Source organism: Burkholderia sp. BCC1993 (genome assembly GCF_905339865.1).
GTDB lineage: Bacteria > Pseudomonadota > Gammaproteobacteria > Burkholderiales > Burkholderiaceae > Burkholderia.
This window is the reverse complement of the sequence record NZ_CAJPGZ010000015.1, coordinates 46622-70983: the sequence shown is the minus strand read 5'-3', so window position 1 is coordinate 70983 and position 24362 is coordinate 46622. Positions and strand designations below refer to the sequence as shown.

The window sequence follows — 24362 nt, the reverse complement described above, 5'->3', positions numbered from 1 at the left end:
CGACGCCGGCGGCGCGTGTTGCTTACTGATAGGTGACGACGGCGATCATCGGCGCATGCGCGTTGCCCGGACGGTCCGGTAAAACGATTGCGCGCGACGCCTGCGTAAAGGTCGTGGTCTTGATCGTGCGCAGGCTGGCCGCGTCGACGAACGCGACTTGTCCGGTCACCGGACGCGGGCAGTCGGGGCGCACGTGCGCATGTGCGGTGTCGGCGGTGTCGAGCGCGAACGAGCACGGCGGCTCGACGATCATGCCGGTGAAGTGGATGATGCCGGACGTGTCGGCGCCAAATGACGAGGACGAGGCCAGAAGCGCGGCAGCCAGCGCAAACGAGGCGGCAAACAGGCGATGCTTCATGACAGGCTCCAGAGAGGAAGCGCGTCGCAGCGGGGCCGCTCGAATGGCAGTCCGTCAACGCTGCGGTGCTGTATGCGTAAACGGCAAATCCATCGGACCTCTTGAATGAAAAGACGGAAATAACGGCAATAAGCAAATGACGCCGTATTCCTTTAATCAATTTATCTCAAATTTGCGCGGCCGCAAGTCAGGGTATTGCCGGTGGCGTACGCTTGCGGAAGGGGCATCAATGGATGCGGCGTTTGCTGGTAAATCGTTGAGGACTCAACGATTCGAGGGGGGCGCGAATTGAGGTGTGTAAAAAGAAAACGGCCGCTCGTGTGAACGAGCGGCCGTTGTGCATCGATGCGGGCGATGCGGCGGTCAGCCCGCGCGCTTGCGCACCGCGCCGACGATCACGAGCAGCACGATCGCGCCGATGATCGACGCGATCCAGCCGGCGCCCTGGCCCGGCGCATACCAGCCGGCCGCGCGGCCGACGTAGCCCGCGACGAGCGAGCCGACGATGCCGAGCACGATGGTCATCAGGATGCCCATCTTGTCGTCGCCGGGCTTGAGCGCACGGGCGAGGAGGCCGACGATGAGCCCGACCACCAGGGTTTCGATGAATTGCAGCATGAACGCCTCCCTATAGCTGTTGAGCTGTTGACGAAAGGAAATGGACCCGCGCGGCGCGCGAGGGTTCCATTCGGCGGCGCGTCGGCGCACTGGCGCACCGACGCACGGGGTGCCGAGTATCGCACGCCCGCGCGTCGCGCACATGTCAGGCGACCGGATCGAGGCGCCGATAGCCTTCGGTCGCGCGCAGCAGCGTACGCGTGTAGTCGCGTGCGACCTGCCCGGCGCGCACGTCCTCGATCCGCAGCTGTTCGACGATCTCGCCATGCTGCATCACTGCGACGCGCTGGCACAGGAAGCCGATCACCGCGAGGTTGTGGCTGACGAGGATCATCGTCAGGTTGCGTTCGCGATGCAGGCGGCGCAGCAGGTTCAGGATCTCCGCCTGCACCGACACGTCGAGCGCGGAGGTCGGCTCGTCGAGCAGCAGCACGCGCGGCTCGACGATCAGCGCGCGCGCGATCGCGACACGCTGGCGCTGGCCGCCCGACAGCTGGTGCGGATAGCGGAAGCGGAACGCCGGGCCGAGCCCGACTTCGGACAGCGCGCGGGCGATGCGCGCGTCGGCGTCGTCGATCCTGTGGATCGACAGCGGCTCGCGCAGCGTCTGATCGACCGTGAAGCGCGGATGCAGCGACGCGTACGGATCCTGGAACACCATCTGCACGTGGCGGCGGAATGCGCGGTCGGGCGTGCCGCCGACGGGCCGGCCGTCGATCGACAGGCTGCCGCCCGCGAGCGGCACGAGGCCGGTCAGCGCACGCAGCAGCGTCGACTTGCCGGAGCCCGATTCGCCGACGAGGCCGAACACTTCGCCGTCGCGCACCGCGAAGCTCGCATCGCGCACGGCGTCGACATGGCCCGTGCGGGTCGGAAAACGGATCGAGGCGTGATCGACGTCGATCATCGGGCGGACTCCTGTTGTGCCGTCGCGGCGCTTGCAGGCGAAACGGTATCGAGCCACGCCGGATCGCGCCGCAGCACCGGCAGTTCGTCGGGCGGGTTCGCGAGCGGCGGGTTCGCCGCGAGCAGCCCGCGTGTGTAGGGGTGCGTGGCATTGCGCAGGTCGCGCGCGGCGCAGGTTTCGACGACGCGGCCCGCATACATCACCGCGACGCGATCGCAGAACGACATCACGAGCGGCAGGTCGTGGCTGATGAACATTAGCCCCGTGCCGTGCCGCGCGATCATTGCGTCGAGCACCGCGAGCACCTGCATCGATACCGCGACGTCGAGCGCAGAGGTCGGTTCGTCGGCGATCAACAGGCGCGGGCCGGTCGACACCATCATCGCGATCATCACGCGCTGGCCCATGCCGCCCGACAGCTCGTGCGGATACGCATCGGCGACGCGCGCCGGATCGCGGATCTGCACGGCCGCGAGCGCATCGACGATCCGTTCGCGCAGCGCGCGGCCGCGCAGCCCCGGCTCATGCAGCCGGAATGCTTCGCCCATCTGCTTCGCGACGGTCATCACCGGGTTCAGCGAATACTTCGGATCCTGCAGGATCATCCCCATCTGGCTGCCGCACAGGCGCCGGCGTTCGCCCGCCGACATCGCGAGCAGGTCGTGGCCCGCGAAGCGCATCGTGCGGGCCGACCAGCGCGCAGCTTCGGGCAGCAGGCCGAGCAGCGCGCGGCCCGTCAGCGACTTGCCGGAGCCCGATTCGCCGACGATGCCGAGCCGTTCGCCGGGCGCGAGCGTCAGCGACAGGTCGCGCACCGCGTCGGACACGACGCCGTCGTGTCCGCGAAACCCGATCTTCAGGCCGTCGATCTCGCAGAGCGGCGCGGCGGCGTTGACGGAATTCAGTGGCATGTCACGCTCCATGACGCGGATCGAAGACGTCGCGCAGCCCGTCGCCGAGCAGGTTGAACGCGAGGCTGACGAGCAGGATCGCCGCGCCGGGCAGCGTTGCGACCCACCACGCATCGAGCAGCACGTTGCGGCCGGACGCGACCATGAAGCCCCATTCGGGGCTCGGCGGCTGCGCGCCGAGGCCGAGGAAGCCGAGGCCCGCGACGGTCAGGATGATGCCGGCCATGTCGAGCGTCGCGCGCACGATCACCGACGACATGCACAGCGGCACGATGTAGCGCAGCAGGATCCGCGGGCCTGATGCGCCTTGCAGGCGCGCCGCGTGGATGTAGTCGGCCTGCGCGATGCGGATCGTCTCCGCGCGCGCGAGCCGCGCATAGGCGGGCCACGCGGTGATCGAGATCGCGACGACCGCGTTGACCACGCCGGGCCCGAGCGCGGCCGCGAACGCGAGCGCGAGCACGATCTTCGGGAACGCGAGCGCGATGTCGGTAATGCGCATCAGCACGCTGTCGACGAAACCGCCGCAATAGCCGGCCGTCGTGCCGATCGCGAGGCCGATCGGCACGACGATCACGACCACGAGTAGCGCGATGCCGAGCGTGAGGCGCGAGCCGTCGATCAGTCGCGAGAGGATGTCGCGGCCGAGCTGGTCGGTGCCGAGCCAGTGCGACGGCGAGCCGGGCGGCAGCAGGCGGTCGGACAGCACCTGGCGCAGCGGATCGTGCGGCATGATCAGCGGGCCGACGATCGCGACGACGATCAGCGCGACCAGGATCGCGAGCCCGAACAGGTTGAGCGGATTGGCGGCGAAGCGGCGCCAGCGGCGATACGCGAGGCCGAACGCGGCCTGCGCGCGCGACGCGGGCGCATCGGAAAGCAGCCACGCGCGCAGCGTGAGACGCTCGGCATTCATGATCGGGACACCTTCGGCATGGACGGGAAAGGAAGCAGGGCGGCAGCAGTCATGTTGCGGCAGCCCTCAGCGCGCACGCGGATCGAACACGCGGTACAGCGCGTCGGTCAGCAGGTTGACGGTGATGAACATCGCGCCGATCACGAGCGTCGCGCCGAGCACCGCATTCATGTCGGCGTTCAGCAGCGCGCCCGTCAGGTACGAGCCGAGCCCCGGCCACGCGAACACGATCTCGGTCAGCACCGAGCCTTCGAGCAGGTTGCTGTACGTGAGCGCGATCACGGTCAGGAGCGGCACCGCGATGTTCCCGAACGCGTGCCGCCAGATCACGCGGCGCTCGGACAGGCCCTTCGCGCGCGCGGTGACGATGTATTCCTGGCTCAGCTGGTCGAGCATGAACGAGCGCGTCATCCGGCTCAGGTACGCGACCGAGTAGTAGCCGAGGATCGCGGCCGGCAGCGCGATGTGCGACACCGCGTTGCGGAACACGTCCCACTCGCCCGCGAGCGCCGCGTCGATCAGCAGGCTGCCCGTGCGCGTGTCGACCATCCCGTCGTACACCGGATCGAGCCGCCCGGGGCCGCCGACCCAGTGCAGCCGCGCATAGAACAGCAGCAGCCCCATCAGCCCGAGCCAGAACACCGGCACCGAATTGCCGATCAGGCCGACGAAGCGCGCGACGTGGTCGATCGGCCGGTTGTGCTTCACCGCGGCCGCGACGCCGAGCGGCACGCCGATCGCGATGCCGATCAGCGTCGCGATCGTCGCGAGTTCGAGCGTGGCGGGGAACACGCGCCTGATGTCGTCGAGCACCGGGTTCGACGTCAGCAGCGACATGCCGAGATCGCCGTGCAGCACGTCGCGCGCGTAGATCAGGAACTGCGTGACGAGCGGCTTGTCGAGGCCCAGCGCGATGCGCTCGGCCGCGTACGCCTCGGCCGACGCGCGATCGCCGAGGATCGCGAGCACGGGATCGATCGGCACCTTGCGGCCGATCACGAACGTCAGCGCGAGCAGCCCCGCGAACGTGACGGCGAGCGTGAGCGCCCAGCGCAGCACGCGCAGCGCCCAGCGTACGGCCGGGCGGCGCGCGGGCAGCGTGCGCAGTGCTTCGAGGGAGGAGGCGGGAGTCGACATGCGGCGAATCTTATTGCTTCTTCAGGTTACGGTACGACACGAGATCGTTGATCGGTCCGACTTCGAGCCCGCTCACGCCGGGCCGCGTCGCGACCTGCGCGACTTTCTCGAACATGTTCACGAACGGCGAGCGCGCGAGCAGGTCCTTCTGCATCGCCTGATACCGTTGCGCGCGTTGCGCGGCGGTCGGCTCGGCGAGCGCGGTGTCGGTCTCCTTCGTCAGTTGCGGAATGTCCCAGCTGTTGCGCCAGGCCAGCATTTTATAGCTCGACTTGTCGGCGTTGTCGGGGTTCCATGCGAAACCCTGCGCGTTGCTGTGCGGGTCGATGTAGTCGGCCGACCATTCGCCGATATAGATGTCGTGCTGGCGCGCACGGTATTTCGCGAGCGTCTGCTTGTTGTCGCCGGGAATCAGCTGCACCTTGACACCCGCCTGCGCGAAGTTCGCCTGCACGGCCTGCGCGATCTCCGTATACGGATAGTCGTTGCGCACGTCCATCGTCACCGAGAAGCCGTTCGGCACGCCGGCCTTCGCAAGCAGCGCCTTCGCCTTCGCGACGTCGAGCTTGTACGGGTTCGCCTTCAGCGTGCCGAGGAAGCCTTCGGGCAGGAAGGTCTGGTGCACCTTGTAAGTCGTCTTCACGACGTTGCTCTGGATGCCGGAATAATCGACCAGCCATTTCAGCGCTTCCTGCACGTCGGGCTTCGCGAGCGTCGGGTTCTTCGTGTTCAGGCCGAGATAGAGCAGCGTCGCCTGCGGCGAGGCCATGACCTTCGCCTTGCCGGATTTCACGACCGACGCGAGATCGTCTGGGCTCAGGTCGCGCGCCGCGTCGACGTCGCCGTTTTCCAGCAGCAGGCGCTGGCTCGCCGCTTCGGGCACGTGGCGCAGCACGATGCGCTTCATCGCGAGCGGCAGCCGGTAGCCGTCGAAGCGCTGCAGCACGATGCTGTCGCCGGCTGCCCACTTGACCAGCTTGTACGCGCCGGAGCCGGCCTCGTTGGTCTTCAGCCATGCGTTGCCGAAGTCGTTGCCCTGCTGGTGCGACAGCAGCAGCTTCCGGTCGACCACCGACGCGGGCCACGCGCCGAGCACGTTCAGCACGAAGGTCGGCGCGTATTTGTGGTCGGTCGTGATCGACACCGTCTGGTCGTCGAGCTTCTTCACGTTCGCGACGACGTTCGCCTTCGTGAGGCCGATGCCGGTCAGCACGGCGGCCGGGCCCTTGTCGAGCAGCACCGCGCGCTGGATCGACCAGGCGACGTCGTCGGCCGTCAGCGGGTTGCCCGAGTGGAACTTGAGGCCCGGGCGCAGCTTGAACGTATAAGTCAGCCCGTCGGTGCTCACCGTCCACGACTGCGCGACGTCGCCGTTGAATTTCGACGGATCGCGCAGGTCGACGCGCACGAGCCGGTCGTACGTGTTCGCGACGTATTCCTCCGGCACCAGCTCGTAGATCTCGCCGGGATCGAGCGTCGTGAATTCGTCGAGCAGCGTGGCCATCACGAACATGTCCTTCGGCGTTTCCGCGCGTGCGGCGGCAAGCGGAACGGCGGCGAGCACGGATGCGGCGACCAGTGCCGCGACGAGCCGGGAGGTCAGGGGCTTCATGTGCGTTTCTCCATGTGTCGTTGAAGTCGTTGAACGTGAACGGTGAAGGGAACGTGCAGCGTCGTTACATCAGGCGCCACGGGCCGCTCGCGTCGTTGTCGATCTGCGGCAACGCATACGAACCGGGCAGCTCGTAGTGCCACCACTCGCTGTCGATATGCGCGAAGCCGGCCGCGTGCATCACGCCGAGCAGCAGCAGCCGGTTGCGTTGCACGGCTTCGGGCAGCCCCGCGTGGAAGTGGCCCGACGCGGCCACCATCTCGTCGAAGCCGGTACCCATGTCGAGCGCCTCGCCGTTCGCGTCGACGAGCGTCAGGTCGAGCGCGGTGCCGCGGCTGTGGTTCGAGCCGCGGCCGAGATCGGCGACGAAGTTCGGGTCGGGCAGGAAATCCCACAGCACCTGCTGCGCCTGCGGCGGCCGGTACGCATCGTAGACACGCAGCGTGAAGCCGGCCTGCGCGGCGACGTCGACCGCGCGGCGCAGCGCGGCTTCGGCCGGCTCGAGCAGCAGGCAGTGCGCGCGGCGGTAGATCGGCTTGCCGGTCAGGTTGCGCTCGGTCGCGTAGACGAGATCGATCTCGACGCGATGCGTGGCGGGTGTGATTTCGACGAGGCGGGAAGGGTTCATCGGCAGTCGGGGCGCTCAGGATTCGAATTGGTCGAACGTGCGCTGCAGTTCGCGGTTGCGCGCGACGCGCCGGTCGATCGCGGGGCCGAGGCGGCCGATCACGGCGGTGATCAGCAGGTTGAACAGGCACGTGAGCGGCGCGAGCGAGTCCCAGAACTGGCCGACATCGGTCTTCACCTGCAGCAGGTCGGCCGGCCATTCACGCGCCCACGGGCAATACAGGTCGGTGACCAGCGCGAACGGCTGGCCGCGCTCGGCGGCCGCCTGGCAATAGCGGCGCGCGCTGCGCGAATAGGCGCGCGTGTCGGTGACGATGCAGTACGGGCGCTCGAATTCGGAGTTCAGCGAATCGACGTACGAGCCCGATTGGCCGTCGGAATAGAACACGCGCGGGCGCACATATTCGAGATAACTACTGAACGCATTGCTGATGCCGCGGGTCGACTGGATGCCGAGGATGAACACGGCATCGGCATGCGCGATCCGGTCCGCGACCTGCGCGAACACCGGTTCTTCGGCGAGCCGGTAGACGTGGCGGATCGCGTCGAGTTCGCGATCGAGCGACGACGCCAGCGTGCCGTCGCTGCGAGGGTCGTCGCCGGCGGTCGGGCGCGTGCCGGCGGCGCGGCGGTATTCGTCGAGGCGATCGGTGATCATCCACGGGCGATCGCTGCCGCCGCGCAGTTCGCGTTTCAGGTCGTCGAGGTTCCGGTAGCCGATGCTGCGCAGGAAGCGCCCGACCGAGATGCCGCTGGTGCCGGCCTGCTGCGCGATCTGGTCGGCCGTTTCGAGCCCGAGACGGTCGAGGTTCGCGAGCATGTAGCTCGCGATGCGCTTCGCGGTCGGCGTCAGCTCGGCAAAGCGGGATTCGACGGTATGGGCGAACGCGCAGGTCATCGGAATGTTAGATGTTTGTCATCAGATGATTCGGTGTCATCCATCTAACAAAGCCAAAATCATTCGCGCCAGCGGATAAAAACTATGGTTTAGCGGAGGGTGATAGGGTCGGGTACGCGTGCCCGACGGCACCGTCGCGATGCGCAACCACGCGAGTTATTTCTGACAGAGATATTTTGCGCTTATGCCTGTCAGCAATAATTTGCGTTTATGCCTGTCAGAGATATACTGCATTTATTGCCCACTGGACCCGAGCCGTGAATTTCATCGTCAATACGCCCGCGCAACTGGGCGAAATCCTGTCGTCCGCGCGTCAGGCCAGGCGGCTGACGCAAGCCGAGGCGGCGGCGCGCATCGGCGTCGGCCAGTCGCGCCTGTCGTCGCTCGAGACCACGCGCACCGCCAGCCTGTCGCTCAGCCAATTGCTCGAATTGACCGCGCTGTACGGTCTCGAGCTCAGCGTCCGCACGAAGGACGGGCGCGACGCTGCCGACATCGACTGGTAAGCGATGGGGCGCAACTCGCACACCCGTGCGCTGTCGATCTGGGCCAACGGCCAGCGGGTCGGGACATGGCGGATTCCCGCGCGCGGCGACATGGAGTTGCGGTACGACGCCGGCTGGAAGCAGTCCGCGGCGGGCCGCCCGTTGTCGCTGTCGCTGCCGTTCGGCGTCGGCGATGCGCCGTTGCGCGGCGTGCGCGTCAACCATTACTTCGACAATCTGCTGCCCGACAGTGATGCGATTCGTCGCCGGCTGGCGTCCCGGTTCGGCACGGCGACGATCGAGCCGTTCGATCTGCTCGCCGCGCTCGGCCGCGACTGCGTCGGCGCGGTGCAACTGCTCGGCGAGGACGAAGCACCGGCCGGCCATGATCGCATCGACGGTACGCCGTTGTCGGACGACGAGGTGGCGCGCGTGCTCGATCAGGCGAGCGGGGTGGCGGGTGGCGCGCAGGATGACGACGACTTCCGCCTGTCGCTCGCCGGCGCGCAGGAAAAGACCGCGCTGCTGTTTCACGACGGGCGATGGATGCGCCCGCACGGTGCGACGCCGACCACGCATATTCTCAAGTTGCCGCTCGGTCTGGTCGGCAACAAGCGTGCGGATCTCACCGCTTCCGTCGAAAACGAGTGGCTGTGTCTCGCGATCCTGCGCGCGTACGGCCTGCCGACGGCCGATGCCGAAATCGTGCGCTTCGGCGACCACAAGGTGCTGTCGGTCGCGCGTTTCGATCGTGCGCTGCATCGTGACGGCGGATGGTTGTTGCGCTTGCCGCAAGAGGATTTCTGCCAGGCGCTCGGTGTGCCGCCGCATCTGAAATACGAATCGCAGGGCGGCCCCGGCGTGCCGGACCTTGCCGCCATCCTGCGCCGTTCGGAAACGGCGCAGGCCGACCTCGACACGCTGTTCGCGGCGCTGATCGTGTTCTGGATGCTCGCCGCACCGGACGGGCATGCGAAGAACTTCAGCCTGCGCTTGCTGCCGGGCGGTCGGTTCCGGTTGACGCCGCTCTACGACGTGATGTCGATCTGGCCGGTCGAGGGCGACGGCGCGAACCAGTGGTCGTGGCACAAGGCCAAACTCGCGATGGCCGTGCACGGCAAGCGCAAGCACTACGCGATGCGCGACATCACGCGCCGTCACTTCAGTGCGATGGCCGAGCATTGTCTGCTCGGCGATATCGCGACGCCGATCATCGAACGGCTGGTCGCCGCGACGCCGCACGTGATCGAGTCGGTCGGAGCGACGCTGCCGGCCGGGTTTCCGGCGCGGATCGCCGAACGCATTCTGGGCGGATTGCGGTTCGCCGCCGAACGTCTCGCCGAAACACCGCGCGCCTGACGTCGGGCCGCGAACCGCCTACGCGTCGTCCACTGCCTACTGCTGCATGTCCGACGCCTCGCGCAGCCGCCAGATCGTATTGCACTGCTGGCCGCCGAGGCTCGTCGAGCGCAGCGTGATGACGGTGCCGGCCGAGATCCGATACCAGAAATGGGTCATCAGGTCGGGGCCCTTGCGCTGCGCCTGCCCATCGATCACCACCTCGCATCGCAGCGGCGACGGCGAGCCGGACGGGTGCGTGATGTACACGTTCAGCCGTGCGATGTCGCGGGTCGCGGTCAACACGATCTCGTGGTTCCCGCTGCCGACGAGCATTGTGCCGCCCGGTTCGTCGATCGCCTGCAGGTACGCGCCCGCGCTGCCCTCGATCGCGGCGGAGGTGACGGTCAGCCCGGCCGAACGCACGTATTCGGCCGCGGCGATGCGGGCGGCGGTCGTGTCGGACGGCGACGGCGTGCCGTCCGACAGCGCGAACGGCATGCCGTCGCGCAATGCGGCGTCGACATGGTTCGCGTAGTAGCGCCAGCGATCGAAGAAACGGATGTCGCCGGTCATGTGCAGCGCGCGGATCGGTTCGCCCTGATAGCGCAACGTCGTGGTGCCGTTGCTCGAATCGAACGATTCGTGAATGCCGTTCTTGCTGACGAAGTTCTGGACCGGGTCGAGCAGCGCAGTTTCGCCGCGCGCGCCCCACAGGTGCAGGAACGTCGTGTCGATTCCGAAGCATTCCTGGAAGTCGGTGCCGATGCGGGCGACGCAGTCGCGCAGGTGCGCCGCGAAGCGCGCCCACGCCGTGGCCGTGCCGGCGACGAGCCCGGCCTGCAGCGCACCGCCGTGACGCGCCTGCACCTCGTCCACGACGAGACGCCAGTGCGCGTCGCGCCGCTCGCCGATCAGCGGCGTGACGACGAACGTGCAGAACAGCGGGTCGGGGCACGCGTACAGGCGGTCGTCGACGATCCGGGAGAACAGGTCGAACGAGGACGCGCTGAACCAGATGTCCGCGTCGTACAGCGCGAGTTTCGTGATGTGCGGATTGCGCGCGCAATAGTCGGCGGCCTCGATGAAGCGGCCGACCGGCAGCGCATGCGCGCTCGACGCTTCGACCACGTCGACCGACTGGCTTTCCAGGATACGCCGCTTGCGTTCGGACAGCCCGTAGCCGATGACGGCCACCTGCCCGTCGTAGCCTGTCTGCCGCAGCGACAGCAGGAACGGTACGAGCATCTCGTACCACGCGCGGTTGTTGTCGTTGATCGCCACGCACACTGCGTGTCCGTTCGAATGCATGGTGCCTCTCCGTTGCGCGTGCGCGGCGCGGCTCAATAGCCGACGTGACGCTCGCACACGACCGCGCCGCAGCCGCGGCTGTCGTGATACGTGATGTGAAACTGCTTGTTGTCCCACAGCCACTGGAATACGGCCTGGTAGACGCCCGACGTGTTCATGTCGTGCAGCACGATCTTCTTGCGCGCGAGCGGGCCGAACCGGTTCAGTTCGGCGAGCGTCTGCTCGTACGTGTGCGTGGTGTCGATGAACAGCAGGTCGCACGCGAGCGGCTCCATCGCGAGATCGTCGGCGATCCTGAATTCGAAGTCGATCGACAGTTCCCGCGCCGCGTGCTTCAGCTCGTCCTGGATGTGGAAATACTGATCGGTGATGTCGACCGACACGAGCCGCTTCGGCTGCGCGAGCATGAAGGCTGTCGTGGTCAGTCCGGTGAACACGCCCAGCTCGACGATGCTGTCGCATCCGGCGGCCGTGCGGGTATAGAAGTCGAAGCGCGACGGGCTGTCGCCGAGCCAGCCGATCGGTTCGATCTTGTACTGGAGAAATTCCAGCCGCAGTTCTTGTAATGAGCGCATTGCGTGGCCCCGAGCGAAGCGTATTGGATGAGGGATGCACCCGCGCGCCGGCGTCGCCGGTCGCGCGGGCAGCCGGCCTTATTTCGCCAGCGTCCGGTAGGACACGAGGTCGTTGATCGGGCCGATCTCCGGCCCGGTCGTGCCGGGGCGCGTCGCGACCTGCACGACCTTCTCGAACATGATGATGAACGGCGAGTTCGCGAGCACGGCCTTTTGCAGCGCCTCATAACGCTGCGCGCGCTTCGCGGGCGACGGCTCGACCAGCGCGGCCTCGGTGTCCTTCGTCAGCTGCGGGATGTCCCAGCTGTTGCGCCACGCGAGCATCTTCGTCTTCGACTGGTCGGAATTGTCCGGATTCCAGGCGAAGCCGCGCGCATTGCTGTTCGGGTCCATGTAGTCGGGCGACCATTCGCCGATGAAGATGTCGTGCTGGCGCGCGCGGTACTTGCCGATCGCCTGCTTCGCATCGCCCGGGATCAGCTTCACGCGGATGCCGCCCTGCGCGAAGTTGGCCTGCAGCGCCTGCGCGATCTCGAGGTACGGGTAATCATTCGGCATGTCCATCGTTACGTCGAAGCCGTTCGCCAGGCCGGCCTTCGCGAGCAGCGCCTTCGCCTTCGCGACGTCGAGCTTGTACGGGTTCGCCTTCAGCGTGCCGAGGAAGCCTTCCGGCAGGAAGGTTTCGTGGACTTTGTAAGTCGTGCTGACGATGTTGCGCTGGATGCCGTCGTAGTCGACCAGCCACTTCATCGCCTGCTGGACCTCGGGCTTCGCGAGATTCGGGTTCTTCGTGTTCAGGCTCAGGTACAGCAGCGCGGACACCGGCCACGACGCGACCTTGATCTTGCCGGCCTTGGTCAGCGCGGCGAGGCTGTCGGGGCTCAGGTTGCGCGCGGCGTCGACGTCGCCGTTTTCCAGCAGCAGCCGCTGCGCGGATGCCTCGGGCACGTGGCGCAGCACGACGCGTTTCATCGGGTACGGCGCGCGGTACTTGTCGAAACGCTGCAACACGATGCTTTCGTTCGGCGTCCACTTGGCGAGCTGGTACGGGCCCGAGCCCGCGTCGTTGGTCTTCAGCCAGCCGCTGCCGAAATCGTTGCCCTGCTGGTGCGACATCAGCAGCTTCTTGTCGAGCACCGACGCCGGGCACGCGCTCAGCACGTTGAGCACGAAGCTCGGCGCGTACTTGCGGTCGGTTTCGAGCACGAAGGTCTGCGGGTCGACCGCGCGCACCTTCTGCATCACGTTCGCCTTCGTGAGGCCGAGATCGGCGAGCACGCCGGCCGGGCCCTTGTCGAGCAGGACGGTGCGCTGCAGCGACCATGCGACGTCGTCGGCGGTGACCGGGTTGCCGGAGTGGAACGCGAGGCCGGGGCGCAGCTTGAACGTATAGGTGAGCCCGTCGGCGCCGACCGTCCAGGATTGCGCAATCTGCCCGTCGAAGCGCGTCGGGTCCTTCAGGTCGACCCGCACGAGCCGTTCGTAGGTGTTCGCGACGTACTCGGACGGCACGAGCTCGTAGATTTCGCTCGGATCGAGGGTCGTGAATTCGCCGAGCTGGGTGGCGACGACGAAAATGCCGGGCGGCGTCGCGGCCTGCGCCGGCAGCGCCGGAACAAGCGCGACGAGCGCGGCGCTGACGAACAGCCGGGACAGCAGATGCTTCATGCGGGCTCCGTGGAAAGGGAATCGTGGTGCGATTCTCTCATCGACGGCCGCCCGGATGAAAATATTCGATGGGCGCGCGGAACGGCGCCCGCAGGGAAGCGGCTTGCGTGCCGGGCGAGGTGCCCGGCAGCGGCGGCGGTCAGATCACGCAGCGCGCGATCGCGAAGCGCATCGCTTCCTCGGCCGGCTCGCTGCCCGAGCCGCGCACGACCTTGACGACCGAACCGTTGCCCGACGGCGTGAGCGTGACGAAGTACGAGCGCGACCCGACGGTGATGTCGGTCACGCCGTTGTGCTGCGACTGCTCGGTGCCGGACAGGCGGCTGTCGAGGCAGTTGGCGATCGCGTGGGCCGGGCGCGCCGACGACACGTAGATTATCGGCGCCGAGCCGGACGCGGCCGAGTCGGGCGAGGGCGCAGAACCGCAGGCGGCGAGCAGGGCGGCGGGAAGGAGCAGCAGGAATCGTTTCATGATCGGAATCGTCGTGTGTCTCGTGTCGAGGCTGGGGCGCGGGGTACGCGAAACGCGGAGCTTCGCGACGAAACCGCCGCGATCGTGCCGTTTTTGACGGTCGATACGGGCGGCGGATGACGTCGGAGTATACCCGCGGCACTTGACACGCAAGGCCTGCTGAAACGATTCGATACAACAACAAGCGCCCGCTGTCGCGCGGCGGCAGCGGGCGTTTCAAGCGATGGCGAATCGACGTTTGCCGGCGTTATTGGCCGATCTTGTGGCTGACCGCATTTTCCTGCTGGTTCAGCACGTGCTTTTCGCTCTGCGTAATGTGGCCGCGATCCTGCGCGGCCATGTCCCGCTCTTCCCGGCGGATCCTGCGGTCGTCACGGTGCAGGCGCGCGGCCCGGGCGTGCGACATCTCGCCTTCCTTCACTTCGTGACGGATCCGGCGATTCTGGTTGGCGAGACGCTGGTTGACCTCCTCGCGGCGCGGATGCGCCTGCTGCCACGGCGTTTCGGCGAACGCGGTGCCGGTCAGCACCGACATCAGGGTGGCGGCGATCGCGAGATGGCGGGTAAGGGCTCGCATGACGTTTTCTCCTGTCGTTGCGCGTCACGAAACGTGCGCGCTTGTCGAAAAAACGCTGTGCGGGCCCCGGCTGTTGACGTTTCCGGCTGTATCGCTTGCAAGTCTTTATTACAGCGCTCAGGCCGGCCGGGCGTCCATCGCGCGTCGGCCGTATCGGCGGCTCGTCAGGTGAGCCGATACGCCGGGCCCGGCGTCACTTCCGCCGGCAGCGGCTCGCGGTTCAGTTCGAGCAGCGTGCGCTCGATCGTGCGCGTCATCGCATCGAGCGCGAGATGGTTCGGCCCGTCGCCGAACGGCTCGGCGATCGCATGCGCGATCGCGTCGAGCGCGATCAGCGTATAGGCGACGAACACGGTGACGAACGGCGTCGCCGCGCCGATCGAATCGACGAGGCCGAACGGCAGCAGCACGCAGTACGCGTAGATGGTCCGGTGCAGCAGCACGTCGTACGAAAACGGGATCGGCGTCGACGCGATGCGCTCGCAGCCGCTCACCATCGACACCAGATCGTCGAGGCGCGCGTCGAGCATCCACAGCCGCGTATCGGCGAGATGGCCCGCATCGGCGCGCGCGGCGAAGGCTTCGCGCAATTCATGAACGATCGCGATCGGCGCAAACCGGGCGGCGACGATGCGCGCATAGGTCGCGCCGTCGAGCAGCGTGCGCAGGTCCGGCGCCGGATCGGTGCCGCGCAGTTGATGCTTCAGCGCGTAGACGAACGCGACGACCTTGCGCACGAACGCCTGCCGTGCGGCATCGTCGCCGTCGATCGCGCCGTAGCAGAGCGCCTGGGACACCAGCGTGCGCGTGGCGGTCAGCACGCCACCCCACAGCTGCCGGCCCTCGCGATAGCGTTCGTAGCTCGCGTTGTTGCGAAACCCCGCGAAGATCGCGAGCGTGAGGCCGATCAGCGTGAACGGCGTCGGGTTCAGCGGCACCTTCTCGCCGAGCACGCGGCCGCCGCCCCACACCGCGACGAGGCTGATCGCGAGCGTCAGCACGAGCTGCGGCAGGATGGTCGGCAGCACCGACCCGTTCCAGACGAGCAGCATCCGCAGCCAGTGCTCGCGCGGCCGGACGATCATCGCGGCGCTCCGTCAGGCGGCAGCCGACGCCGGCGCGGCCGCGCGATGCAGCAGCACCGGCACCGACTTCGACGTCGGTGTGTTGCACACGTCGCCGACGCTGTCGAGCGGCACCAGCGGATTCGTTTCCGGGTAGTACGCGCCGATGCAGCCGCGCGGGATGTCGTATTCGACGAGCAGGAAGCCGTCCGCGCGCCGCTCGATGCCGTCGTGCCACACGGTTTCCATGTCGACCCAGTCGCCGGCCTTCAGGCCGAGCATCGCGAGGTCGTCGCGGTTGACGAACACCACGCGGCGCTGGCCGTACACGCCGCGATAGCGGTCGTCGAGCCCGTAGACGGTCGTGTTGTACTGGTCGTGCGAGCGCGTCGTCATCAGCGTCATCAGGCGCTCGCCGTGCAGTGCGCGGGCGCGCTGGATCGGCGTGTCGGTCGGCAAGGCGTGTGCGATGAAGTTCGCCTTGCCCGTCGGCGTCAGCCATTCGCGGTCGCGCGACGCGACGCGCAGGTGGAAGCCGCCCGGCCGCGCGATGCGGGTGTTGTAGTCGTAGAAGTCGTCGAAGGTCGCCTCGATCGCGTCGCGGATCTTCGCGTAGTCGTCCTTGTACGCGAGCCAGTCGATCTTGCCGCTGCCGAACAGCGCATGGCCCATGTGCGCGACGATCGCCGGTTCCGACATCAGGTTCGCGGACGCCGGCTTGTTCATCCCGTACGACACGTGGACCATGCTCATCGAATCCTCGACCGTCAAGCCCTGCGCGACGTTGTCCTGCAGGTCGATCTCGGTGCGGCCGAGCGTCGGCAGGATCAGCGCGTCGCGGCCGTGGATCAGGTGGCTGCGGTTCAGCTTCGTCGTGATGTGCACGGAGAGGTCGCAGCGGCGCATGCCTGCCCACGTGCGCGGCGTGTCGGGCGTCGCCATCGCGAAGTTGCCGCCGAGGCCGATCAGCACCTTCACGTGGCCTTCGAGCATCCCTTCGATGGTTTCGACGACGTCGTAGCCGTGGTGACGCGGCGGCTCGAAGTCGAACACCTGGCCGAGCCGGTCGAGGAACGCCTGCGACGGCTTTTCCTCGATCCCGACCGTGCGGTTGCCCTGCACGTTCGAGTGGCCGCGCACCGGGCACAGGCCCGCGCCGGGGCGGCCGATGTTGCCGCGCATCAGCATCAGGTTCGTCAGCATCTGCACGGTCGCGACCGAATGCTTGTGCTGCGTGATGCCCATGCCCCACGTCGCGATCACGCGCTCGCTGCGCGCATAGCGCTGCGCAAGGCCGTCGATCTGCTCGTACGGCACGCCGCTTTCGGCCGTCAGCGCGGACCAGCTTTCGTTGCGCAGATCGTCGGCGAACGCGTCGAAGCCGGCCGTGTGCTCGCCGATGAACGCGGTGTCGAGCACGCGCGGCGCGCCGGCGGCGCGCGCGGCATCGTCGAGCTCCAGCACGCGCTTCGCCATCCCCTTGATCAGCGCGAAATCGCCGCCGATCGTCGGCTGGATGAAGGTCGACGCGATCTTCGTGCCCGACATCGTCAGCATCTCGAGCGGGCTTTGCGGATCGGCGAAACGCTCGAGCCCGCGTTCCTTCAGCGGGTTGATCGACACGATCGTCGCGCCGCGCTTCGCGCATTCGCGCAGCTCGCCCATCATCCGCGGATGGTTGGTCGCCGGGTTCTGGCCGAAGATCAGCAGCATGTCCGCATGCTCGAAATCGTCGAGCGTGACGGTGCCCTTGCCGACGCCGACCGACCCCGGCAGCCCGCGGCTCGTCGCCTCGTGGCACATGTTCGAGCAGTCGGGGAAGTTGTTCGTGCCGTACAGCCGCACCAGCAGCTGGTACAGGAACGCCGCCTCGTTGCTCGCGCGGCCGGACGTGTAGAACGCGGCCTGGTTCGGGTCCGGCAGCGCGCGCAGGTGGCGCGCGATCAGCTCGAACGCGTCGTCCCACGCGATCGGCACGTAGCGGTCGGTCTGCGCGTCGTACACCATCGGGTCGGTCAGGCGGCCGTGCTGTTCGAGTTCGAAATCCGACTGTTCGAGCAGTTCGGCGACCGTATGCGCGGCGAAGAATTCGGGCGTCACGCGCTTGCTCGTCGCTTCGGCGGCCACGGCCTTCACGCCGTTCTCGCAGAATTCGAACGTCGATGCGTGTTGGCGGTCCGGCCACGCGCAGCCCGGGCAGTCGAAGCCGTCGGGCTGGTTCTGGCGCAGCAGCGTGCGGTAGTTGCCGCCGGTGACCTTTTCCTTGATCAGGTTGATCGTGACGGCTTTCAGCGCGCCCCAGCCGGCAGCCGGGTGGGTGTACGGTTCGATGCGTGCGGCGGCGGATTTCTTTTTCATGATGCAGGGTGTCGGGGGCGATGCACGCAGAGTACGCGCGGCGCTCCGGCCGCTGTGTGTACACCTTTCGTCTTCAAAAAAGAGTACAGTTTCGGCCATCCGGGCAGTGCGGACCGCAACTGTGTTGTTGAAGGGAAGTTGAAAGGGAGGCGCGTGAAGCGTTACGAACAACTGGCCGACGATCTGCAGGCGCAGATCGAGCGCGCCGTGTACCGGCCCGGCGAGCGGATTCCGTCGGTGCGCCAGGCGAGCCGGCAGCAGCAGCTCAGCGTCACGACCGTGCTGCGCGCGTATCTCGTGCTGGAGAGCCGCGGCCTGATCGAGAGCCGGCCGCAGTCGGGCTACTTCGTGCGGGCGCGCGCCGCGGCGCCGGCCGAGGCAGAGCTGCACATGTCGGCGCCGGCCGCCGAGCCGTCGGCGGTGGATGTGAGCCGGCTCGTGCTGTCGACGCTGCGCTCGATCTCACGCGACGACGCGGTGCCGCTCGGCTCGCCGTATCCCGACGCGTCGCAGTTCCCGGTGCAGCGTCTCGCGCGCTACGCGCAGGCGATCGGGCGGCGCCGCACGCGCTGGGGCGTGATCGACGACCTGCCGCCCGGCAACCCGGAGCTGATCCGCCAGATCGCGCGGCGCTACGCGGAGCGCGGAATTCCGGTCGAGCCGGGCGAGATCGTGATGACGATCGGCGCGACCGAGGCGATCAACCTGTGCCTGCAGGCGGTCGCCAAGCCCGGCGACACGATCGCGGTGGAGTCGCCGACGTTCTACGCGATGCTGCACGCGATCGAGCGGATGGGCATGCGCGCGCTGGAGGTGGCGACCCATCCGGGCGACGGCATCGATCTCGACGCGCTCGAACGGGTCCTCGCGCGCGAGCGCATCGCCGCGTGCATGGTGATGCCGAATTTCCAGAATCCGCTGGGCTTCCAGATGCCCGATGCGCGCAAGCGCGCGCTCGTCGAGCTGCTCGTGAAGCACGGCGTCCCCGCGATCGAGAGCGACGTCTATCACGAGCTGCATTTCGGCGACACGACGCCGAGCGCGCTGAAGTCGTACGACCGCGACGGGCTCGTGCTGCATTGCGCATCGTTCACGAAGAGCCTGTCGCCGCGCTACCGGATCGGCTGGGCGATGCCCGGCCGCTACCGCGACCAGGTCGAGAAGCTGAAATTCCTGAATACGCTCGCGACGCCCGCGATCGAGCAGCTCGCGATCGCCGAATACCTGAAGCACGACGGCTACGATTTTCACCTGCGGCGGATGCGCAAGCAGTATGCGCAGCAGGCGAGCCTGATGAGCGCGATGGTGCGGCGCTTCTTCCCGGCAGGCACGCGGCTGTCGCAGCCGCAGGGCGGGTACGTGCTGTGGGTCGAGCTGCCGCGGCAGGTCGATGCGATGAAGCTGTATGCGCTCGCGCTCGCGCAAGGGATCACGATCGGGCCCGGCCACATGTTCTCGGCAACCGCCGATTATCGGCACTTCATCCGGCTCAACTACAGCTATTCGTGGTCGCGGCAGATCGAGGAGGCGCTGAAGGTGGTGGGGCGGCTCGCATCCGAGTGCGCGGGGCGGTGAGCAGCGCGGCGCCCGCCGCGACACCGCGTTGCCGGCGGCGACCCGTTGCCGGCCGCGCAGGCAAGCGTCACCGCGCGGACGGCGCGGGCAGTCCGGCTTGCGCCGTGTCGACCATCCGGCGCATGTCGAAGCCCGACGGATGCTGGTACACGCGCAGCCCGAACTCCGGCAGCACCGCGATCAGGTGATCGAACAGGTCGGACTGGATCGCCTCGTAATCGACCCAGGTCGTCGTGTCGGTGAAGCAGTACAGTTCGAGCGGAATGCCTTCGGCCGTCAGCGGCAGCTGGCGCGCCATGCACGTCATGTCGCGGCGAATGTGCGGATGGCCCTTCAGGTAGTTCGCGACGTACGCGCGGAAGGTGCCGAGATTCGTCAGCTGGCGGCGGTTCGCCGGGCAATCGCCGGCCGCGCCGAGCGTGCCGTTCCATTGCGCGATCGCGTCGACCTTGTCTGCCAGGTAGTCCTTCAGGAGCGTCAGGCGTTCGAGCCGTTCGATCTCGTCGTTGCCGAGAAAGCGCACGCTCGTCGCGTCGATGAACAGCGCACGCTTGATGCGGCGCCCGCCGGCCTCGGTCATCCCGCGCCAGTTCTGGTAGCTCTCGGTGATCAGCTTCCAGGTCGGCACCGTGATGATCGTGTGATCGAAGTTCGCGACCTTGACCGTGTTCAGCGTGATGTCGATGACGGTGCCGTCCGCGCCGGCCGACGGCATCGTGATCCAGTCGCCGATCCGCAGCATGTCGTTCGACGACAGCTGCACGCCGGCGACGAGGCCGAGCAGCGTGTCCTTGAAGATCAGCATCAGCACCGCCGACATCGCGCCGATGCCCGACAGCAGCAGGCCGATCTGCTTGCCGGTCGCGTCGCCGATCACGACGAGCGCGGCCGTGATGAACATCACGAGCTTGACGAGCTGCATCGCGCCTTTCAGCGACAGGCGCGGCTGGTCGCGCCGGCTCGTGCGATGCGAGTGTTCGAGCGCGGACAGCGTCGCGCTGATCGTCATCGACACCAGGAGCACGATCAGCGCGAACAGCACCTTGTCGGCGGCCTGCGCGGCCACGGCGGGAATGCCGGGCACCGCGCCGAGCCCGAGCTTGATCACGACGAACGGCACGATGCGGTTCAGCCATTTGAATGCGCCGAACTCGAACAGCGCGTCGTCGATGCGGGTGGCTGACAGCCGCGCGAGGCGCGCGACCACGCGGAACAGCAGGAAATGGACGGCGGCGGCGATCGCGCCGGCGGCCGCGAGCAGGATGAGGATGCCGACGAGCGGTGCAAACCAGGATTCGTTCAGGGTCATAAGGGCGGACAGGGGCCTTCTCGTGCGTTGAATCTGCGCCGCGACGCGGCGCGCGCCCGGTGAAGGGCACATGAAAGGGACCGTGATTGTGCCATCGGGTTCCGGCCGGATGCCGCGAATGCGTGACGCAGGGCTCCTCAACATTCTCACCGTTGCGCGGATTTTCCTTGTGGCCTTGCGTCCTTGAATCCGTGTGTTCACGCAGCGCAACATACTGTGCACTTGCCACGCATCGCCCGCTCGGGGCACGATGCGCGAACGGCTTCGCGAACCCCGCTTCCACGTCGTTCCGGTCAACCACGCATTTCATGCATGCAAGATTCCAATGAAAGCCAGCCGTCACGCGTGCGGCTGCTGAAGGGCATTCTGCCGATTCGCCGCGCGTCGGCCATCCGCGACGTGTTCGCGGGCATCTCGCTCGCGTCGATGGATATCCCGCAGGTGCTCGGCTATGCGCGCATCGCCGGCATGCCGGCCGTGACGGGCCTCTATACCGTGTTCCTGCCGCTGATCGCGTTCGCGTGCTTCGGCGCGTCGCGCCATCTGGTGGTCGCCGCCGACTCCGCGACCGCGACCATTTTCGCGAGCCGCCTGTCGTCGATGGCGCCGGCGGGCAGCGCCGAGTACGTCGCGCTGGCCGGCATGGTCGCGCTGCTGACCGCCGCGATGCTGCTGCTCGCGCGCATCTTCAAGCTCGGCTTTCTCGCCGATTTCCTGTCGCGCACGGTGCTGGTCGGCTTCCTGGCCGGCGTCGGCGTGCAGGTGTCGATCGCGATGCTCGGCGACATGCTCGGCTTGTCCGTGCCGTATCCGGCATCGCGCAGCGTCGCCCAGCTCGACTACGTCGTCACGCATGCGATCCACGCGCATCGGCCGACGCTCGCACTCGCGGCGCTCGTCGTCGTCGCGATTCTCGCGTGCAAGCGCTTTCTGCCGCGCGTGCCGATGCCGATGATCGCGGTGGCGGGCAGCATCGCCGCGAGCGACTGGTTCGGCTTCGCCGCGCAGGGCATCGCCGTGCTCGGGCCCGTCGCGGGCGGCTTGCCGCCGCTGCGCTGGCCGTCCGTCACGTGGCAGCAGTTCCTCGATCTCGTGCCGGTCGCCGCGTCGTGCTTCGTGATGATCGTCGCGCAGAGCGCGGCGGCGGCCCGCGTGTTCGCGCAGCAGTACGGCGAGGACGTCGACACCAACGCCGACATCCTCGGGCTCGCGGCCGCGAACGCGGCGGCGGCGGTGGGCGGCGCGTTCGTCGTCAACGGCAGCCCGACGCAGACCGCGATGGCCGACGGCGCGGGCGTGCGCAGCCAGATCGGGCATCTGGCGTTCGCCGCGGTCGTCGCGGCGGTGCTGCTGTTCCTGAGTGCGTATCTGCAGTACCTGCCGCATGCGGTGCTGGCCGGCATCGTGTTCACGATCGCGCTCGGGCTGATCAACGTGCGCAGCCTCGCGGCGATCCGCAGGGAAAGCCCCGGCGAATTCACGCTCGCGCTCGTCACCGCCGCGGCCGTCGTGACGGTCGGCGTCGAGCACGGGATCCTGCTGGCCGTCGCGCTGTCGCTGATGCGGCACGTGCGCCACAGCTATCAGCCGCACACGATGGTGCTCGAAGCCGCCGACGGCAACGGGCGGTGGCTGCCGGTGCCGGCCCGACCGGGCGCGATGACGGCGCCGGGGCTGATCGTCTACCGGTTCGGCTCCGACCTGTTCTTCGCGAACGACCATCGGTTCGCCGCCGAAGTGACCGAACTCGTCGACGCGTCGCCGGTACCGCTGCGCTGGTTCATCGTCGATGCGGGCGCGATCACCGATCTCGATTACTCGGCCGCACGGACGATCACCGATCTCGTCAAGGCGCTGCACGCGCGCCGGATCGGTGTGCTGTTCGGGCGCGTGAACCGCTACCTGCACGCCGATATGGAGCGCCACCGGATCACGGAGATCGTCGGCGCGTCGTGCATTTTCCCGACGTTGCACCAGGCGCTGGAAGCGGCAGGCGTGACGCCGGCGCAGCAGGAGCCGGGTGTCACGTAGTGGGAAGCGGAAAGCGGGAAGTGGAACGCGGAAAGCTTCACAGCTAGGCGGCTGCGCGCACGCGCGCGAAGCCGTTGCGCAAATGGCGGGCCAGTTCCGCCGCGGCCGGCGCGTGCTGGCCGCGCGGCAGATGGAGATTGATCGCGAAGTTCGGCAGGGCGGGCAGGCCGCTGTCGGCCGGCAGGATGTCGAGATCGGCGGGCACGGTGGACGCGAGCCAGACGGTCACCGCGAGATCGGAGCGCACGGTCGCGGCCGTCGCGTCGATGCTGCCGTTCTCGAACACGGTGCGCCACGCGCGATCGCAGGCCCGCAGCGCGTCGAGCACGGTCGGGCGGAACGCACAGGTCTGGTCGACCATCGACACGGGCAGCGGCGTCTGCAGATGGGCGCTCCCGCCTTTCGCGCCGACCCAGACCAGACGGTCGACGGCGATGCATTCGCCGCGCGACGGCCCGACCGGCGCCTCGATCAACGCGACATCGATCTCGCCTTGCCTGAGCGCCTTGCGCAGGGCGGGCGACGCCGCGCACACGAGCGACAGCGCGACTTGCGGATGCGCGTGCGCATAGCCTTTCAGGATCGGCGCGAGACAGCTGCCGACGAGATCCTGCGGCGCGCCGATACGCACGGCGCCTTCCATCGCACCGGCCGTCAGGTCGGTCAGCAGCGCGTCGTGCGCGGCGAGCAGCCGGCGCGCCTGCGCGAGCAGACGCTCGCCGTCCGCCGTGAGCAGCAGGTTGCGATGCTCGCGCACGAACAGCGGGCCGGACAGCGTTTCGAGCCGCGCGACCTGCTGGCTGACCGCGCCTTGCGTCAGGTGCAGCGCGCGGCTCGCCGCCGTCATGCTGCCGTGATCGGCGACCGTGACGAAGGCGCGAAGCAGGGCGATGTCGAGGTTGCGTGCCATGGTTCGCATTATGAATGCTAATGACTGGCATAAAAAGCTTTCGCTGTCGTAATGCATGGATCGCGGGTAAAACGGAGCTTCGACGACCCGAACCGGGAGCCCGTGTGCCGCTTCAAGACTATTTGCCGCTGCTGCTGTTCGTGATCGTGTCCACGGTGACACCGGGTGGCGCGACGACCCTCGCAACCGCATCGGGCGCGCATTTCGGCTATCGGCGCTCGCTGCCGATGATGACGGGCATCGCGGCCGGCCTGGCATCGATGGCGGCCGCCGCCGCGGCCGGGCTCGGCAGCGTGTTGCTGGCCCTGCCCGCGCTGCAGCTCGGGATGAAGGTGCTCGGCTCGCTGTATCTGCTGTGGCTGGCCACGCGCATCGCGCGTGGCGGCAAGCCCGGCGTCGACGCGGCCGTGCAGCGGCCGCAAGGATTCGTCAGCGGCGTATGGATGCTGTGGCACAACCCGAAGGGCTGGGCGATGACGCTCGGCGCGGCCGCGTCGTTCGCCGCGCTCGCGTCCGGCCCCGTGCGGCTCGGCGCCTTGCTCGGGCTGGCGTTCGGTGTGGCGGCGATGGCGTCGCTGTCGCTCTGGTGTTGTGCCGGACTGCTGTTCGCGCGCGTGCTCCGCACGGAGCGGCAGTGGCGTTGCGTGAATGCGGGGTTGGGGATCCTGCTCGCGGCGTCGATCGTGCCGATGTGGTTGTAGTAGC

General features: G+C 67.8%; 23 protein-coding genes. 5 read left to right on the top strand and 18 right to left on the bottom strand.

Annotated elements, in window-relative coordinates; translation table 11 throughout:
• Positions 1-22: 22 nt before the first annotated feature.
• The 9 genes from U4Y91_RS24755 to sapR all read right to left on the bottom strand — a co-directional run bounded on the left by U4Y91_RS24755 (position 23) and on the right by sapR (position 7984).
• Entirely contained in the window at positions 23-358 is a 336-nt protein-coding gene (locus U4Y91_RS24755) for a type 1 fimbrial protein (protein ID WP_321807281.1), read from the bottom strand.
• Positions 359-721: 363 nt separating this feature from the next.
• Complete coding sequence (locus tag U4Y91_RS24750) at positions 722-976, bottom strand: GlsB/YeaQ/YmgE family stress response membrane protein (protein ID WP_044843241.1); 255 nt, start codon at positions 974-976, stop codon at positions 722-724.
• A 145-nt stretch (positions 977-1121) separates the two neighbouring features.
• Positions 1122-1883, bottom strand: a complete 762-nt coding sequence (locus U4Y91_RS24745; RefSeq protein ID WP_044843242.1) for an ABC transporter ATP-binding protein — start codon at positions 1881-1883, stop codon at positions 1122-1124.
• Positions 1880-2794: an ABC transporter ATP-binding protein gene (locus U4Y91_RS24740; protein WP_321807280.1), complete on the bottom strand. Its 915-nt coding sequence runs from the start codon at positions 2792-2794 to the stop codon at positions 1880-1882. Before U4Y91_RS24740 ends, U4Y91_RS24745 begins: the two co-directional genes overlap by 4 nt.
• Position 2795: 1 nt before the next feature.
• Entirely contained in the window at positions 2796-3710 is a 915-nt protein-coding gene (gene nikC / locus U4Y91_RS24735) for a nickel transporter permease (protein WP_321807279.1), read from the bottom strand.
• Positions 3711-3776: 66 nt separating this feature from the next.
• Positions 3777-4847, bottom strand: coding sequence for an ABC transporter permease (locus U4Y91_RS24730; protein WP_321807278.1), 1071 nt, complete (start codon positions 4845-4847; stop codon positions 3777-3779).
• 10 nt (positions 4848-4857) lie between these two features.
• Positions 4858-6459, bottom strand: a complete 1602-nt coding sequence (locus U4Y91_RS24725; protein WP_321807277.1) for an ABC transporter substrate-binding protein — start codon at positions 6457-6459, stop codon at positions 4858-4860.
• Positions 6460-6523: 64 nt separating this feature from the next.
• Positions 6524-7087: a D-alanyl-D-alanine dipeptidase gene (gene ddpX / locus U4Y91_RS24720; RefSeq protein WP_321807276.1), complete on the bottom strand. Its 564-nt coding sequence runs from the start codon at positions 7085-7087 to the stop codon at positions 6524-6526.
• A gap of 15 nt (positions 7088-7102) precedes the next feature.
• Positions 7103-7984 carry a sap1 transcriptional regulator SapR gene (gene sapR / locus U4Y91_RS24715; RefSeq protein ID WP_321807275.1) on the bottom strand — a complete coding sequence of 294 codons (882 nt, stop codon included), beginning with the start codon at positions 7982-7984 and terminating at the stop codon, positions 7103-7105.
• Between the two features lie 257 nt (positions 7985-8241).
• Here sapR and U4Y91_RS24710 point away from each other — a divergent pair, with 257 nt between their 5' ends.
• Positions 8242-8490, top strand: a complete 249-nt coding sequence (locus U4Y91_RS24710; RefSeq protein ID WP_321807274.1) for a helix-turn-helix transcriptional regulator — start codon at positions 8242-8244, stop codon at positions 8488-8490.
• A gap of 3 nt (positions 8491-8493) precedes the next feature.
• Entirely contained in the window at positions 8494-9828 is a 1335-nt protein-coding gene (locus U4Y91_RS24705; protein WP_321807273.1) for a type II toxin-antitoxin system HipA family toxin, read from the top strand.
• Positions 9829-9864: 36 nt separating this feature from the next.
• Here the strand turns inward: U4Y91_RS24705 and U4Y91_RS24700 are convergent, their stop codons facing one another.
• The 7 genes from U4Y91_RS24700 to U4Y91_RS24670 form a co-directional block, all read right to left on the bottom strand.
• Complete coding sequence (locus U4Y91_RS24700; protein WP_321807272.1) at positions 9865-11118, bottom strand: hypothetical protein; 1254 nt, start codon at positions 11116-11118, stop codon at positions 9865-9867.
• 32 nt (positions 11119-11150) lie between these two features.
• Entirely contained in the window at positions 11151-11693 is a 543-nt protein-coding gene (locus U4Y91_RS24695; RefSeq protein ID WP_321807271.1) for a class I SAM-dependent methyltransferase, read from the bottom strand.
• Between the two features lie 78 nt (positions 11694-11771).
• Positions 11772-13361: an ABC transporter substrate-binding protein gene (locus U4Y91_RS24690; protein WP_321807270.1), complete on the bottom strand. Its 1590-nt coding sequence runs from the start codon at positions 13359-13361 to the stop codon at positions 11772-11774.
• Positions 13362-13500: 139 nt separating this feature from the next.
• Positions 13501-13833, bottom strand: a complete 333-nt coding sequence (locus U4Y91_RS24685) for a sugar ABC transporter ATPase (RefSeq protein ID WP_321807269.1) — start codon at positions 13831-13833, stop codon at positions 13501-13503.
• Between the two features lie 247 nt (positions 13834-14080).
• Positions 14081-14410: a hypothetical protein gene (locus tag U4Y91_RS24680; protein WP_044843255.1), complete on the bottom strand. Its 330-nt coding sequence runs from the start codon at positions 14408-14410 to the stop codon at positions 14081-14083.
• 164 nt (positions 14411-14574) lie between these two features.
• Positions 14575-15495, bottom strand: a complete 921-nt coding sequence (locus U4Y91_RS24675; protein ID WP_321807268.1) for a bestrophin family protein — start codon at positions 15493-15495, stop codon at positions 14575-14577.
• Positions 15496-15507: 12 nt separating this feature from the next.
• On the bottom strand, positions 15508-17832 hold the full coding sequence (locus tag U4Y91_RS24670; RefSeq protein ID WP_321807267.1) for an FdhF/YdeP family oxidoreductase: 2325 nt from the start codon (positions 17830-17832) through the stop codon (positions 15508-15510).
• Positions 17833-17985: 153 nt separating this feature from the next.
• On the opposite strand from U4Y91_RS24670, the gene U4Y91_RS24665 reads away from it, so the two are divergent.
• Positions 17986-19407, top strand: a complete 1422-nt coding sequence (locus U4Y91_RS24665) for a PLP-dependent aminotransferase family protein (RefSeq protein ID WP_321807266.1) — start codon at positions 17986-17988, stop codon at positions 19405-19407.
• Positions 19408-19474: 67 nt separating this feature from the next.
• Here the strand turns inward: U4Y91_RS24665 and U4Y91_RS24660 are convergent, their stop codons facing one another.
• Positions 19475-20716, bottom strand: a complete 1242-nt coding sequence (locus U4Y91_RS24660) for a mechanosensitive ion channel family protein (RefSeq protein WP_321807265.1) — start codon at positions 20714-20716, stop codon at positions 19475-19477.
• 312 nt (positions 20717-21028) lie between these two features.
• Here U4Y91_RS24660 and U4Y91_RS24655 point away from each other — a divergent pair, with 312 nt between their 5' ends.
• Positions 21029-22747, top strand: coding sequence for a SulP family inorganic anion transporter (locus U4Y91_RS24655; protein WP_321807264.1), 1719 nt, complete (start codon positions 21029-21031; stop codon positions 22745-22747).
• Between the two features lie 43 nt (positions 22748-22790).
• Here the strand turns inward: U4Y91_RS24655 and U4Y91_RS24650 are convergent, their stop codons facing one another.
• Positions 22791-23666: a LysR substrate-binding domain-containing protein gene (locus U4Y91_RS24650; RefSeq protein WP_321807263.1), complete on the bottom strand. Its 876-nt coding sequence runs from the start codon at positions 23664-23666 to the stop codon at positions 22791-22793.
• A gap of 95 nt (positions 23667-23761) precedes the next feature.
• Here U4Y91_RS24650 and U4Y91_RS24645 point away from each other — a divergent pair, with 95 nt between their 5' ends.
• On the top strand, positions 23762-24358 hold the full coding sequence (locus tag U4Y91_RS24645) for a LysE family translocator (protein ID WP_124489625.1): 597 nt from the start codon (positions 23762-23764) through the stop codon (positions 24356-24358).
• The last annotated feature ends 4 nt before the right edge of the window (positions 24359-24362 follow it).

Coding starts and splice junctions, on each gene's coding strand:
- U4Y91_RS24680 (WP_044843255.1), bottom strand. CDS start 14,410: ATGCGAGCCCTTACCCGCCATCTCGCGATCGCCGCCACCCTGATGTCG.
- U4Y91_RS24650 (WP_321807263.1), bottom strand. CDS start 23,666: ATGCGAACCATGGCACGCAACCTCGACATCGCCCTGCTTCGCGCCTTC.
- U4Y91_RS24750 (WP_044843241.1), bottom strand. CDS start 976: ATGCTGCAATTCATCGAAACCCTGGTGGTCGGGCTCATCGTCGGCCTC.
- U4Y91_RS24700 (WP_321807272.1), bottom strand. CDS start 11,118: ATGCATTCGAACGGACACGCAGTGTGCGTGGCGATCAACGACAACAAC.
- sapR (WP_321807275.1), bottom strand. CDS start 7,984: ATGACCTGCGCGTTCGCCCATACCGTCGAATCCCGCTTTGCCGAGCTG.
- U4Y91_RS24675 (WP_321807268.1), bottom strand. CDS start 15,495: ATGATCGTCCGGCCGCGCGAGCACTGGCTGCGGATGCTGCTCGTCTGG.
- U4Y91_RS24745 (WP_044843242.1), bottom strand. CDS start 1,883: ATGATCGACGTCGATCACGCCTCGATCCGTTTTCCGACCCGCACGGGC.
- U4Y91_RS24685 (WP_321807269.1), bottom strand. CDS start 13,833: ATGAAACGATTCCTGCTGCTCCTTCCCGCCGCCCTGCTCGCCGCCTGC.
- U4Y91_RS24755 (WP_321807281.1), bottom strand. CDS start 358: ATGAAGCATCGCCTGTTTGCCGCCTCGTTTGCGCTGGCTGCCGCGCTT.
- U4Y91_RS24690 (WP_321807270.1), bottom strand. CDS start 13,361: ATGAAGCATCTGCTGTCCCGGCTGTTCGTCAGCGCCGCGCTCGTCGCG.
- U4Y91_RS24660 (WP_321807265.1), bottom strand. CDS start 20,716: ATGACCCTGAACGAATCCTGGTTTGCACCGCTCGTCGGCATCCTCATC.
- U4Y91_RS24740 (WP_321807280.1), bottom strand. CDS start 2,794: ATGCCACTGAATTCCGTCAACGCCGCCGCGCCGCTCTGCGAGATCGAC.
- U4Y91_RS24695 (WP_321807271.1), bottom strand. CDS start 11,693: ATGCGCTCATTACAAGAACTGCGGCTGGAATTTCTCCAGTACAAGATC.
- U4Y91_RS24670 (WP_321807267.1), bottom strand. CDS start 17,832: ATGAAAAAGAAATCCGCCGCCGCACGCATCGAACCGTACACCCACCCG.
- ddpX (WP_321807276.1), bottom strand. CDS start 7,087: ATGAACCCTTCCCGCCTCGTCGAAATCACACCCGCCACGCATCGCGTC.
- U4Y91_RS24655 (WP_321807264.1), top strand. CDS start 21,029: ATGCAAGATTCCAATGAAAGCCAGCCGTCACGCGTGCGGCTGCTGAAG.
- nikC (WP_321807279.1), bottom strand. CDS start 3,710: ATGAATGCCGAGCGTCTCACGCTGCGCGCGTGGCTGCTTTCCGATGCG.
- U4Y91_RS24725 (WP_321807277.1), bottom strand. CDS start 6,459: ATGAAGCCCCTGACCTCCCGGCTCGTCGCGGCACTGGTCGCCGCATCC.
- U4Y91_RS24730 (WP_321807278.1), bottom strand. CDS start 4,847: ATGTCGACTCCCGCCTCCTCCCTCGAAGCACTGCGCACGCTGCCCGCG.
- U4Y91_RS24705 (WP_321807273.1), top strand. CDS start 8,494: ATGGGGCGCAACTCGCACACCCGTGCGCTGTCGATCTGGGCCAACGGC.